This is a genomic window from Thermoleptolyngbya sp. M55_K2018_002 (assembly GCF_015295965.1).
In the GTDB taxonomy this organism is placed as follows: domain Bacteria; phylum Cyanobacteriota; class Cyanobacteriia; order Elainellales; family Elainellaceae; genus Thermoleptolyngbya; species Thermoleptolyngbya sichuanensis.
This window is the reverse complement of record NZ_DVEA01000327.1, coordinates 1-13,397: the sequence shown is the minus strand read 5'-3', so window position 1 is coordinate 13,397 and position 13,397 is coordinate 1. Positions and strand designations below refer to the sequence as shown.

At 54.3% G+C, this 13,397-nt stretch carries 10 protein-coding genes; 7 read left to right on the top strand and 3 right to left on the bottom strand.

Annotation, left to right across the window (positions count from 1 at the left end):
• The first annotated feature begins 173 nt into the window (after nt 1–173).
• The 3 genes from IGS51_RS16760 to IGS51_RS16750 all read left to right on the top strand — a co-directional run bounded on the left by IGS51_RS16760 (nt 174) and on the right by IGS51_RS16750 (nt 4,323).
• Complete coding sequence (locus IGS51_RS16760) at nt 174–1,517, top strand: sensor histidine kinase KdpD (RefSeq protein WP_297079963.1); 1,344 nt, start codon at nt 174–176, stop codon at nt 1,515–1,517.
• A gap of 254 nt (nt 1,518–1,771) precedes the next feature.
• Nucleotides 1,772–2,542: an aquaporin Z gene (aqpZ, locus tag IGS51_RS16755; protein WP_297079962.1), complete on the top strand. Its 771-nt coding sequence runs from the start codon at nt 1,772–1,774 to the stop codon at nt 2,540–2,542.
• Nucleotides 2,543–3,030: 488 nt separating this feature from the next.
• On the top strand, nt 3,031–4,323 hold the full coding sequence (locus IGS51_RS16750) for an MFS transporter (RefSeq protein WP_297079961.1): 1,293 nt from the start codon (nt 3,031–3,033) through the stop codon (nt 4,321–4,323).
• 58 nt (nt 4,324–4,381) lie between these two features.
• On the opposite strand, the gene IGS51_RS16745 is transcribed toward IGS51_RS16750, so the two are convergent.
• Nucleotides 4,382–5,278, bottom strand: a complete 897-nt coding sequence (locus tag IGS51_RS16745; RefSeq protein ID WP_297079960.1) for an antibiotic biosynthesis monooxygenase — start codon at nt 5,276–5,278, stop codon at nt 4,382–4,384.
• A gap of 628 nt (nt 5,279–5,906) precedes the next feature.
• Here IGS51_RS16745 and IGS51_RS16740 point away from each other — a divergent pair.
• The 3 genes from IGS51_RS16740 (at nt 5,907) to IGS51_RS16730 (ending at nt 11,425) form a co-directional block, all read left to right on the top strand.
• On the top strand, nt 5,907–7,346 hold the full coding sequence (locus IGS51_RS16740; protein ID WP_297079959.1) for a nucleobase:cation symporter-2 family protein: 1,440 nt from the start codon (nt 5,907–5,909) through the stop codon (nt 7,344–7,346).
• A 780-nt stretch (nt 7,347–8,126) separates the two neighbouring features.
• A complete protein-coding gene (locus tag IGS51_RS16735; protein WP_297079958.1) occupies nt 8,127–10,178 on the top strand; it encodes an iron uptake porin in 2,052 nt (683 codons plus the stop codon).
• A gap of 233 nt (nt 10,179–10,411) precedes the next feature.
• Nucleotides 10,412–11,425: a YihY/virulence factor BrkB family protein gene (locus tag IGS51_RS16730; protein ID WP_297079957.1), complete on the top strand. Its 1,014-nt coding sequence runs from the start codon at nt 10,412–10,414 to the stop codon at nt 11,423–11,425.
• Nucleotides 11,426–11,733: 308 nt separating this feature from the next.
• Here the strand turns inward: IGS51_RS16730 and IGS51_RS16725 are convergent, their stop codons facing one another.
• Nucleotides 11,734–12,042: a Mo-dependent nitrogenase C-terminal domain-containing protein gene (locus IGS51_RS16725; RefSeq protein WP_297079956.1), complete on the bottom strand. Its 309-nt coding sequence runs from the start codon at nt 12,040–12,042 to the stop codon at nt 11,734–11,736.
• 40 nt (nt 12,043–12,082) lie between these two features.
• Complete coding sequence (locus IGS51_RS16720) at nt 12,083–12,436, bottom strand: hypothetical protein (protein ID WP_297079955.1); 354 nt, start codon at nt 12,434–12,436, stop codon at nt 12,083–12,085.
• 11 nt (nt 12,437–12,447) lie between these two features.
• On the opposite strand from IGS51_RS16720, the gene IGS51_RS16715 reads away from it, so the two are divergent.
• Nucleotides 12,448–13,308 carry an SWIM zinc finger family protein gene (locus tag IGS51_RS16715; RefSeq protein WP_297079954.1) on the top strand — a complete coding sequence of 287 codons (861 nt, stop codon included), beginning with the start codon at nt 12,448–12,450 and terminating at the stop codon, nt 13,306–13,308.
• Nucleotides 13,309–13,397 lie beyond the last annotated feature (89 nt).

Below are 13,397 nucleotides of genomic sequence, written 5' to 3'. Positions count from 1 at the left end.
TTAGGGGGATCTTGCACGCTTTGCTACAAACAGTAGGACTTTTCAAACATCCTCTCAGCTTCAGAAATGCTGTAATAGCTTGCAACATGTTGATGCCAGCCAGCCCTGAGTTTGTTTTGCTTTGTCAGGCACAGATTGCGGCCCTGACACAGGGGCTTGGGGCTGCTTTGAGCGTGGTGTATTTAACAGACGACCCAACAGCGGGCGGCGATGCTGATCTAACGCCTGTTGCTGCCTATCCCGAAGAAGCCGTGGATTGGAGCCAGGAACAGATTCTGCGGCTGTTATCGGGCGGGCCGTCTAGCACCCCCTTACCCCCCCAACGGCTGTTGGCGGATGCAGAGCGATCGCCCGCCTCCCCTCCCAACTCTGCCTCAACGCCACAGCAATCGGAGCGCCCGCCAGGAACACCAAACCCTGCCTTTCAGAGTGCTGCTGGCCCTGCTGCCGAGCCGGGACTATACTCCCAGAAAATTGTCCTGCCGCTGGTCTATGAAGGCATGATGATGGGGTTGTTGGTGACGGCGTGTTCAGATTGCCTCTGGGGAGAACAGGAGCAGAGCCAGGTCGAGCATATTGCCCAAACGCTGGCGATCGCCCGCTTGCTCGATCAGCGATCGCAGTGGGCTGAGTTTGAGCTACACCAGCGCCAGGTGTTGCAAAGCCAGCAGCGCGACCAGATGGATGACCTGCTGCACCAGTTTCGCAATCCGCTGACGGCGGTTCGCACCTTTGGCAAACTGCTGCTGCGTCGCGTCCAGCCGGAAGACGAAAACCGCACCGTGGCAGAGGGCATCGTGCGTGAGAGCGATCGCCTGCAAGATCTGCTGCGCCAGTTTGATACCGTCATCGATCTCGATCCTGCTTCCCTGCCCGAAGCCAGTCCCGTATCGCCATCCCGTGAGGCAGAGGTTCGTTCTGGCGGATCGCCCCTGGCGTTGCCATCCCAGGTAGTCCCCACTCCGTCAGAACCCCGCTCCGTGACCGGGCAAGTGCAGCTCGAAGCGCTGGATTTGGCGGCAGTGGTCGCGCCGCTGGTTAATTCTGCTAAGGTGATCGCCCAGGAGCGGGGTCTGACGCTGCACACTGACTTGCCGCCCGACTTGCCGCCCGTGTGGGGCGATCGCCGCGCCCTGCAAGAAGTTCTGAATAACCTGCTAGACAATGCACTGAAATACACCCCAGCGGGCGGCACGGTGCGATTGGTTGGCGGCATCGAGCGCCAGTCAGAGACGGGGAACAGACAGCAGGCGATCGCCATTCTCGACACCGGCCCCGGCATTCCCAAAGCCGACTTTGAGCATCTGTTTGAACGACACTTTCGCGGCGTACAGTCCCAAGGCAAGATTCCTGGAACAGGGCTAGGATTGGCGATCGCCCGCGATCTCATGTCTCAAATGCAGGGCGAAATCCAGGTCTTTAGCCCAGCCGACGAGAGTGGATTAATCGAACCCGGCAGTTCACCCGGCACTGCCTTTTTGATTTGGCTTCCAATCCACGTCGCCAGCCAGGATTAAGCTTTCCAATGCGTTCCTTAAGCTATCAATATTTCCTGACGAAATTGCGACGTTTGTGTCGCACAACAACTTGTCTTTCCATGCGGTTACGTATATCCTGCTACCAAATGGAATATTGTTGCTCTAAAGCAATCTGTTTTCTGCCTTATCGGGGTTGACACTAAGCGCAATCTTGACTTTGCGCGATTCCGTTTAAATTCACAGATTAAGTGTCTAGATCCCTAGCCACATTCTTTTGAGGAGCTTGTGTAAATATGTCCCTTCCTGTTCCCCTTACAAAGCGGCTAATCGCCGAGTTCATCGGCACTTTCTGGCTGGTGCTAGGCGGTTGCGGCAGCGCCGTGCTGGCAGCAAACTTTCCCTATGGTGACGGCGGCAATCCGCTTGGCTTGGGCTTTCTGGGTGTTTCCCTGGCCTTCGGTCTAACGGTGTTCACCTTGGCCTATGGCTTCGGCCACATTTCTGGCGCACACTTCAACCCCGCCGTGTCCTTTGGTCTGTGGGCGGGCAAGCGCTTCTCTGGTGCAGACCTGCTGCCCTACATCATTTCTCAAGTGCTGGGTGCAATTCTGGCTGGCGGCGTGATTTACCTAATCGCCCAAGACCGTCCCGGCTTTGCGCTATCCGGTTCCAACCCGCTGGCAACGAATGGCTGGGGTGTACATTCTCCCGGTGGCTATGGCTTCTGGTCGGCTCTGCTAATCGAGGTTGTGCTGACCTTTGTATTCCTGTTGGTCATCCTGGGTTCCACCGATCGCCGCGCCCCCAAAGGCTTTGCCCCCGCTGCCATCGGTCTGGCGCTAACGCTGATTCACCTGATCAGCATCCCCGTCACGAATACCTCGGTCAACCCTGCTCGAAGCACGGGCGTTGCCCTGTTTGCGGGTCTATCTCACGTTTCCCAGTTGTGGCTTTTCTGGCTGGCTCCCATCGGTGGTGCTGTTCTGGCTGGGTGGCTCTACTACAGCGTGTTTGAGCCTTCTGTCACAACGGAAGAGTACGCGCGCGAGCGGGAAGTCGTGTAGGAAATGGGAACTGCTGAAGCAGGCTAACCCCTGCTGACGACTCTTAAACACCTTCAAGACAAATGCCTGGGGCCTTGGCTCCGGGCATTTTACGTTTGAAAGTCTTGGCTCACGTCTTGGCTCACATTGATTCTCAATTTTGGACAGGACTTACGCATTTGCGATAGGTTTTCTGGGTTTTGGACGATATTCTCGTGGGCGCAGCCCGCGAGAAATCGTCCAACTGCGTAAGTCCTATTTGGATTTGCGATTTTGGATTTGCGATTTTGGATAGTCGAGCGTCTGCGGAGCTTCCAGCGATTTCAGGTGTCGCACCACCTAGAAGTTAGAAGATTAGAAGTCAGAAGAATTTTACAGACCGTGGTGTTTGTCCACAGGCTGTGTCAGCGGGTTTTGACAGCTCGAACCAGGGGAGTAGCCACCTATCCGCCAGTCCTTTACTCTTAAAGAAATCTTGCGAAGAAATCTCGTAACCCCAGAAGCTGCCTATGAACCTTCTGTTTGCCTCTGTCCAATCAGCCAACCGATTTGTCTGGATTCAGGCAATTGGTCGGCTGCTCTGCCAGATTGCCTACGGACTCATCAGCTTTTATATCCCAATTCTGTTTGTGAATCACATTGGCCTGTCGGCGGCCTCTGTGGGTTTTGCAGTGGGACTGAGTGCCGTCAGCGAGGTCAGCGGTCACTTCGTCGGCGGCACGCTGGCAGATTTGTCTGGCTGGGGACGCAAGCGGGTGCTGGTTTTGGCAGCGGCGCTGGGGATTGGGGTATCGCTGATGCTGAGCGTGGCCACGACCTTGCCGCTGCTGATTGTGGCAAGCCTGGTGCTGGGCATTAGTTTGGGGTTTTATTGGACGGCTTCTAATGCAGCGGTTATGGATGCTGCGCCGCCAGAAGAGCGTCATCACGCCTTTGCGCTGATGGGCGTTTCGGAATATGTCGGCGTGGGGGCTGGGGTGTTTGGCGGCAGCCTTTTGCTGGGTGTGATTCAGGACGTGCCGCAGACCATTTTTCTAGGCTGCGCGGCGATTTTCCTGGCTTACCTGCTGCTAATGCAGTTCACCATGCAGCCAGGACAGCAGCCCCAGGCAAAACCAGGCATGGCCGAGCAGGGTATTCTCATTGCACTGAAGGATAAGCTGCTGCTGGTGTTTATGGCGGCGAATGTGTTTTTTACAACCTATGTGGCGCTGGTGACCAGCACTATTCCGCTCTACTTCACGAACTTTGTGGCAGGGGCTGACCCTACACCAGGGGTGTCTGTGTCGAGTACAGCCAATCTATTTACCTGGTGTTATGTCGGCGTGGGGGCGGTGCTGCAACTGCCGCTGGCGCAACTGCTCACGCCCTATCCTAGGGTGCGGGTGCTGATGGCGGCGATGGTGCTGTGGGGAGCAGGGTTTTCGCTGCTGTGGGCGACGGGTTCCTTTGTGGAGGGTCAGTTTATCTGGGGAGTGGTAGCGCTGTGTCTATTGTCGATTGGCTCAGTGGCTTATAAGCCGTTCTTTTCAGCGATTGTGTCTGATCTGGCTCCCGATACGCTACGAGGGGCGTATATGGCCGTTAGCTCTCAGTGCTGGACGATTGGGTATTTTATTGGGCCGGTGCTGGGCGGCTGGGCAATGGATCAATCAGCGTCGGTGGCTCATGTGTTTTGGCTCGTTGTGGGGGCGAGTTCGCTGCTGTGTGTGGGAATTTTGTGGGTTTTTGAGGCAATGAATCCGGCGATCGCCCATTCCACAGTCACCCCCTCAGCGCTCTCATCCAAGCCCGAATCCTAATCACAGAATTTTTCAGAATCAGATCAGAATCAGAATTGGTTGCAGAACGGGTTCAACCCTAGTAGGACTTCTTGCTGTACTGCTTGGGCGGCTTGGGCGCGATTACGTTCACGACTTTATAGAGGTGTTGATCGACTGTGGGAGGGGCTTGAAGGGCGATCGCCCCTGCCTCACCATCCTCAGCCTCCACAGTTCCTAATCCAGACAGCACATCCACCGCTGGAACCTGGGTCAGGTCTTGAAATTCCTCCGCATAGCCCCAATAGGCCATCAGCAAGGCTTCCGAATTATCAACAGACTTCAGCAGCATGACTGATCGCGGGGCAGGATACATTTTGGTGACGGCTGGCAGCGCTTGCTCTACCTCAGACAGCACCTCTGGCAAATCCTCTGTTTCTGCCACCGAGACTTCACCCAGTTGCACCAACGCCCCCTGCCCGCGAATCACAGGCACCATGCCGCTGGCAATCTGCATATCCGCCAGTTCAAACACCTCTGTCTTGGCAGGTGTTATCGTCACCGGGGGCTTACCGCCTTTGAAAGACTCTTTCTGATACTCCTTCTGGTACTTGGTGTAATCTTCCACAGGCTGGGCTATAAACGCCTCATAGCTGGCGGCATCCGTCCACTGGGTCAGGGCAATCACGCGGGAGCCGTCTTCGCTTTGCAACACCGATAGCCCCTTAAAGCCTTCTGCGCCCTTAAAGAATGCCTTACTGGACTTGAGTACGGTAGAAACCGCCTCAAGCTGGGTGTCGGGTGTGGTTTCATAAACCGATAGAACGCTAACCGTCTCTGGTTCTGTGGCAAATACGAGCGCTTGGGGCGCTTTGTCGGCATAGGCGGCGATCGCCCCTCCAAGCCCCAACCACAGCACCAGGGCGATCGCAAACACCCCCCGAACCAGATACCATCTCCGCGACTGTCGGGTTAGATTGCCCAAAACACGTTGCATTACGCCTCCCAAAATATACGCCTCCCAAAATATGCGTCAGCTTGCTCCATCAAGCTCAGTATCGTAGCCGCAGATTTTAGCGATCTTTTGTATTGCGAGATACCCGGCTGTAGGCAGGGTTCTATCTCCCAACCGCATCCGATGAGCGTCCAACCGTGGCTTTGTGGGAAGGAGGCAAGCTTTCGTATCTGAAGCTACAGCGTCTAGGCGATCGCTCGATTACAGTTGTAGCTGTGGGCTGTATACAGTATTTTGTATGCAATTTCCTCGCGCCTTGATGATAAGTATCATTGGTAAGCCTTTGCCTGCATGGCGCTTTCTTCAAGAGGTAGCGGGATACGTCGTGCAAGCTTCTGTGTACAGGTCTTGGGGAACAGTCCTGACAGCAGTTTTTGTTGGACAAAGGTCTGATTGCCCCAATTTTTTTAAGGTTCTATGCTGCCCTGTCAAAAGCCGGTTTTCGACTACGTTTTCGACTCCATCTATCTACACCTATCTCAGGTGATTTACAGATGAATTTCGTATCTTTTAACACAAATAAAATTCTGATTGATTGCGAATCTTTGATGCAAACCCTTGTTTTATAAATTTCTGTTCTAGCTTTTATTTCAGGAGATGTGGAAGGGGAATGACACAAGCAGATCATGATTTAACGCTGGAGGAAGCCTCCGCATCGGGCGAGCCAATTATCAAATCGGAATTGCTCTATGGACTAAACGACAAGCCTCCGGTTGGAGAGTCCCTATTTGTGGCACTTCAGCATGTGTTGGCATCATTCGTCGGAATCATTACGCCACCGCTGATTATTGCAGGCGCTTTGGGGTTAGATCCCGTCAATACAAGCTACCTCGTGAGCATGTCGCTCTTTGCGTCCGGTCTTTGCACCTTTATTCAGTGCCGCAGAATCGGCCCCGTCGGCTCTGGACTGCTCAGCTTGCAGGGAACGAGTTTTGCCTTCTTGGGCCCCATCATCGGCGCGGGCACAGGCGCAATTCAGGGCGGAAGCACCCCAGAGCAAGCGCTGGCGCTTATCTTTGGCGTGTGCTTTTTTGGCTCTGCGGTGGAAATTATCCTGAGCCGTTTTCTGCACTTGCTCAGCAAGATCATTACCCCAGTGGTTTCGGGCACAGTAGTGATGATTATTGGTCTAGGGCTGATCCGAACTGGGATTGTAAGCTTGGCGGGCGGTGCTGCGGCCCAGAGAGCAGCGGACGGCAGTTTTGGAAGCTGGCAAAATCTGGCGCTCGGTGGACTGGTGATGGCGATCGTGGTTATTCTCACCGTCTCTGGGAATCGGTTCCTGAGAATGGGGGCGATCGCCATTGGTTTGCTGGTGGGCTACATCATCGCTGCTTTCATGGGTCTGGTCAATTTCAGCGCCCTGAGCAATCTGTCATTCTTCAGCCTGCCCATTCCGTTCCGCTATGGGATGCGCTTTGACCTGGGGACGTTCCTGCCCTTTATTTTGCTGTACGTTTTGACGGCAATTGAAACCGTGGGCGACTTGACTGCGACTTCGGCCGTATCTGGCGAACCCGTGAAGGGGCCGCTCTATGTTCGCCGGATCAAGGGCGGCGTTTTGGGAGATGGGGTCAACTCGGCGATCGCCGCTCTGCTAAACACGTTCCCCAACACCACCTTCAGCCAAAACAACGGCGTGATTCAAATGACGGGTGTGGGCAGCCGCTATGTGGGCTTCTTTGTCGCTGGTATCTTCGCTATCCTGGGTCTGCTGCCCATCGTAGGGGGCGTGTTCCAGGCCATTCCTCAGCCTGTGCTGGGCGGCGCAACGCTGATTATGTTTGGCTCGATCGCCGTTGCTGGCTTGAACATCGTGTCCTCTGCAAACCTGGATCGTCGGTCGATGATCATTGTTGCCGTTTCTTTGGCGCTGGGCTTGGGTGTGCTGTATGCCCCAGAGATTTTTGATGGCAAGCCGCCTCTTTTCAGAAATCTCTTTGGTTCCAGCATTTCCACGGGCGGCTTGACGGCAATCCTGCTAAGCTGGTTGCTGCCTCGCAAGGATGATGCAGAGGAAGTTTCGCAGGGCTTCGTTGAAGAATCATAGGCAAGAATCATAGGCTTGATGCTCTATTTTGATTCGAGTTTGATTTGAGTTGGCGAAGCAGTTTAGCCTCGCGAAAGTGTTTCTAGAGTGGGCATGGTTGTCGTGAAGTAAGCACGCGCCATGCCTTCTTTTTCAAGCAGATTACGAATTGATTGAAAAGCCTTGGAAGAGGTCTTTCCTAAGGATTCTTAGAGGGTTTTTGAGAAGGTATCGCCTGTAATGTTAAGCACTCAGAGATCCCCCTTAGCCCCCCCTTAAAAAGGGGGGAAACTGCCTTAAAGTACCCCTTTTTAAGGGAGACTTAGGGGGATCTTGTACGCTTTGCTACAAATAGTAGGACTTTTCAAACATCCTCTTAAATCCATCCCTGACTCTGAAAGGTTCTTTCAGCAAGTGTCTTGAACTATATTGGGATTGGGCTTTTCGCCAATTACTTTTGTTGATGCCTTGATCTGAAATCACGACACAATTTAACGTTTCAGATTTGGATTGGCAAACTGGAATATTCTTTTACAAATGTCACTCGGAATACAAATTCGAGATTCGGCTGAGATTAGCCTATATAAAATGTTTCTGGCTTGCTTGAAAGTTATATCTCTAAGTCTTCATGTCTCGATTTCTATTGGGTGTGGCTATTTAGAAAAAATGCATTGCAAGGATGCATGAAATGCTTTAGATCCGACAGAAATGCATTAAGAGGTACTTAATTTCTAGCAAGCTATCAGATCGTTCTCGACTGTTCATCGTGGTGCTTGAGGAGCTTTTGAAATGAGATTTGAGGTGTTTAGACCTCTGCTAGCGGCGTTGGTCGTGGCGGGGGCATTTGGAATGGATCACCGGGCGATCGCCAGCCCAGTTGCACCCTCCGAAGCTGAGACGCAGCCCGCTCTGGATGCCCCAGTTACCAGTGCAGCCGTCAATTCCAGCCTGCCTATGCCAGACCTGGGAAGGGTAAGGTCGGCCGATGCAACTTTGGACGCAACTTTGGACGCAACTTTGTCTGAGCCGTCTCCAGTCGCCGATCTGGAGTCCGCGCCTGCAACGACCGATCTACTCGAAGTTTCACCAGAGCTATCTCCAGAGGTACAGCCGTTGGAGGCTCCTTCGACGCTGCCCCCCGAAATGGATGGCGCATCCAGTGCCGCAGACCTGTCGGCCTCAGAGATCACTAGCGAGGCGATCGCCATCCCGGTAGACATGCTGCTGAGCGGCACGCTGCCAGTGGATGTCAATCCTGCGATGGCGCAGGTCACCTCGGTTCAGCAATTTTCCGATGTACAGCCGAGCGACTGGGCCTACGAAGCCCTGGCCTACCTGGCAAACTCTGAGGCAGAAGGCGGACTAGATTGCTTGGAAGGCTACCCTGACGGCACGTTTCGAGGCCGCCGCGCCATGACCCGTTATGAATTTGCCGCGGGTCTGGCCTCTTGCCTGGATGCGGTCGTGGGTCGGCTCGACTCCCTCGACCCAGAAGCCTTAGCACGAATCGAAGCCCTCCAGCGAGAGTTTGCCGCAGAATTGGCTGTGCTGCGGGGTCGGGTAGACGCGCTGGAGGCTGCCGTAGCCGAACTCGAAGCCAACCAGTTTTCAACCACCACTGTTCTGCGCGGCAATGCCTGGATAAACCTGACCCAGGCATTCCCCGATGGCGACATTTTGACGGAGCGCAACCCCTTCGCGCCCAACGCCTTTGCGCCGCCCATTCGAGATGCCAACGGTCGCCCCAGCCGCGTTTTCCGCGACCAGCCCCAACTCACCTTCAGCTACTACGTCAACCTGAACCTGAATACTTCCTTCACAGGACGCGATTCACTCGTCACGCAGCTTGCGGTTGGGAACGGCAACTCGCCTGCCAATGAGCTGGTGTCATCTGGCTTTTTCAATAGCTGGGGGGTTCCTTTTACCGACCAAGGCGCTGGTACACCCAACAACGTCGTCGTGCGGGAACTGTTCTACTCATTCCCCATTGGCGACGCAGTACAAGTGGATATCGGCCCCCGCCTCAACTACTATCGCTATTTTGATGGCAACCGCTTTACCTTCTTCCAGACAGGCGCTTCTAGTTTCAACTCGTCGGGCAGCACCCTGCTGAGCGCCATCGACCGGGGCAGCGGCATTGTCATTCGGTGGAAAATTATTGACCCACTGCAACTCACCGTGGGCTATCTGGCCGAAAACGCTGAGTTCTTGAACCCTGCCTTTGGGTTCAATACGTCCAGTAATCCTGGCGATGGCCTGTTCAACAGCAGCAACATTATCACGGCTCAGCTTGCTTTCTCCCCCTCCCGAAACTTCAACCTGCGTTTGCTCTATGCCCGCTCTAGCCTGAAGCCTTACAACGGTTTCATTGGCGGGGCCGTGGGTGAGCCAGTGCCCTACGGCTATATCGACGATGGCTTTGGTGGATTTTTGAACGATTCTGGCGCAGACACGCTGATGGCTAATTTTGACTGGCAGATTGCCGACTGGGTTGGTCTCTTTGCCCGCTACTCCTGGGGACGGGTGGATGTGAACCCGGTCGCCCGCGAGGAAGGCCGACAGGTGCGGGTACAGTCCTTCCAGGTCGGTCTGGGCTTCCCTGATTTGTTTAAGCGGGGTGCGCTGGGCGTGATTTCGTTCCTGATTCCCCATGACTATTTGGCAGGTGAGCAGTTTTTGCTGTCGGGCGGCGGTGATGGGGGCACCCAGGCAGAGCTTGAGGTGTCTTATCGCTACCCTGTGAGCGACAACATCTCTCTGGTTCCGGCCTTTTATGCCATCTGGAACGCCAATAACTTCGACAGCAACCCAACTGTGTATGTCGGCAACCTGCGATTCCAGTTCTCGTTCTAGCGGTTTTCTAATTTCTTCCGTGAGTCTTTTCATGCATTGATGGACTGACCGCTTCGCTATTAGTTCGCTATTAGAGCGCTGTGGCAGGACAGTTCTAAGAATCGGGTCTTTCCGAGCTTCTTGAAGTGGAGGCTTGTGGAGGCCCTTTTTTCTGTCCCTGGAGCGTCGCCATAAAGCCGTCTGCTAGGATAGGCTGCAAAATGTGAGGCTGTGGAGCGCAGACTCGCTATGATTTGAGCCGTAGCGTTTACGGAATTTCTGTGCCTGTTATTGCGCCCGCTATTGCGCCTGTCATTACAAACTTCATGCCCGCCCCCTCTCGATTTTTCCAGTTTTTCACTCACCTGCGTCCGGCTGTGGTGCGCCGAGTCGCCCAGCGGGCCGCGGCTCATCGCCTGCCGGGTTTATCCGCAGAAATGGCCTACAACGCCATGCTGGCTTTGTTCCCAGCGATTCTGGCGATTTTAACGGCTATTGGCTTGTTTCAGCCGCTAAACACGACCTTTCTGCGCCTGATGGATCAGGTCAGCGAAGTGGTGCCTGTGGAGGCGTGGCGGATTATCCAGTCTTTTACTGAGGAACTGAGTACCTCCCGCGATCGCACTCTATTCTCTCTCAGCTTTTTGGTGGCGATTTGGGCGGCATCGGGGGCGGCGAGTGCGTCCATGACTGCCCTGGATCAGATTCATCAAATTCCGCGCGAGCGCCTCCGTCCCTTTTGGAAAGCCAAGCTCGTCTCTTTGGGGCTGACCGTTAGCGGATTAGTGCTGCTGATGCTGGCGCTGGCGATTGTGTTTATCGGGGATCTACTGGTGCGCCAGGTGTCGATTCAGGCTCCTACGCTGCGACCCTGGCTGCTGACGCTATGGCAACTGCTGCCACTGCCTGTGGCCCTACTGCTGATTTCCCTGACATTTGCAGCGGTCTATCGCTTTGGCCCCAGCCGTTGGGACAAGCGGCGGCCCATTCTGCCAGGGGCGCTGCTGGCGGCAATTTTCTGGGCTGTGTTGTCCAATCTGTTTCGGCTATACGTTGCAAATTTTGCCGACTATAACCGCGTCTATGGAGCAGTGGGTGCGGTGATTATTCTGCTGCTGTGGCTATATCTCACGTCGCTGGTCATGCTGCTGGGGGACGAGATCAACGTCACCGTGGGCGAAGCGATGGAGCAATATGAGCAGCGGCGACAGCTACACTTTGAGGAAATGCGGGAAGAAATGCAGCGGAGCGCAGAGGTAAGAGATTAGCAGAGCCAGTTGCTCATCTAGTTGCTCAGCCAGTTGCTTAGCCAATTGCTCAACCAATTGCTCAGCCAAGGTTTATCCAGGTTGAAATAAATCGCTGTTCGGATTGCTTGAATCGCCTTCTGTAAGAAACCGAATTGAGAACCGAATTAGAGCAGGCAAATCAGCAGCAGGAAGCCCAGAATGCCCAGGCTAGATTCCAGGAAAAAGGGAAATTCGGCTTTGGTTTGGGGAGTGATGGGTTGCATGGTGAAACTCCGGAGTGAAGTGTTGGGAGATTGGGGGGAGTTAACGTCTAGACGCTGTTCGACCTAGCAGTAGGCGCTGATGTCTTCGCCGCATTGATCGGCCAAATAGCACAGTGAGCGGAATCGCAGCCCGACAAACTGTTCGTACAGCGGGTTTAGCTTGCACAGGGGCGGAATGTGCCCGACTTTGTGACCTAGCACGATGATGTCGCGCTCGAAGGGGCACTGGGCGGGAATGAGCCGAGAAATGAAGTGGGCAGTTTGGCGATCGCGGATTTGCAGGTTATCCAGCCAGTTGCGAAGGGGCTGGAGCCAAGAGGGGCGATCGCTACCTTGATGACTACCTTGATGAAGAGAGGATGTGGCGTTCATAGGACTCACAGGTTCGATGCAGTTCTCTACTGATTACTACTCAGTTCCATCCGCCAATTTCACGCAGCATTCGGTAAGAAATGATGAACTTTTCTGAGAAATCTTGATCCGATTGCCGAAAGCGGTTCTGAGAGAGCAGTTCTGCTGTTGAAATTGCCCTTATCTCAAGCTTAGGAAGCGCAACTTGGGGATCAATGAAGGAATTGAGAAGCTCCGTAAGAGTTGACTGAAGCTGAGGTGAATTTGTTGCTCGTTTGCCGTACTGTGGAGCAAGAATACCCATCGGCTGACGCTGCTCAGATGTTGTCCGCCCGACTTTTTCAGCAGATTTTTCAGCAACCTGATTCAGCACCTTGAGATTCAGCGCCTCGAAATGTGCGCCAACGCTTGACACAGGAAAATTCCATGACGCAGCTATCGCTTTCGGAAGACGAGATTCGCCAAGCCGCCACTGAAAAATCCTTTGAGCGGGGTGAGGACTATTACGGCCAAGGTGCAGTTCTAGAGATCGTTCGGCGTGGGCGAACCGTTTATGCAGCGGTGGAGGGAGGCGAGGCTGATCCTTACACTGTGCGGATCACCTTTGGCACTCATGGCATTCCCGAAGGGACTTGCACCTGTCCCTACGACTATGGAGGCTGGTGCAAGCATCTAGTGGCGGTGGGGCTGAGCATGGTGCGGGAAACGCAGCCAATCGAGTCTCGCCCGACTCTGGCGCAGTTGCTCGATCGGCTAAACCTGGTGCAAACGCAGGGACTAATCCAGGCGCTTACAGAAGACCATCCTCAACTGCTGGACGAGATCGAGTGCCATGTTCTCAGGCTTTTAAATCCTGCGCCGCCTCGCGACACCAGACGTTGCTATCGCCCGACGGTTGACCTTAAACCCATCCGGCAAGAAATGAGAGAAATTTTGCGGAATGGGCTGGTGTGTTTGCAGGAGGGGCATGAGGATGACCCATTTACGGAAGAAATTTCAAACCTGCTGCAACAGGCGCAAGACTTTGTGGAGGCAGGTGACGGCAACAACGCGATCGCCATCTTAGAGACAATCACGGCTGCCTGGGCGAACGAGTGGGACGAGCTATCGGAATACGGGGCCGATGTGTTTGAGATTGATCAATTGCTGAGCAAGGCCTGGGTCGGGGCGATCGCCACTTCTGATCTCTCACCGCCAGAGAAGGTCGATTTTGCCGTCATGCTCTCAGAGTGGGAAGAGGTGCTAGACGCTGATTTCTCCGAAAGTCTGGCGCTGTTGAGCGAATAGCACGCTGCAAATCTAGCCGGGCTGTCGCTCCAGTGCCTTCTCAGCCGCTTTATGTCCTAGCGCATATTGTCTTAAAGCAAGATGTCTTA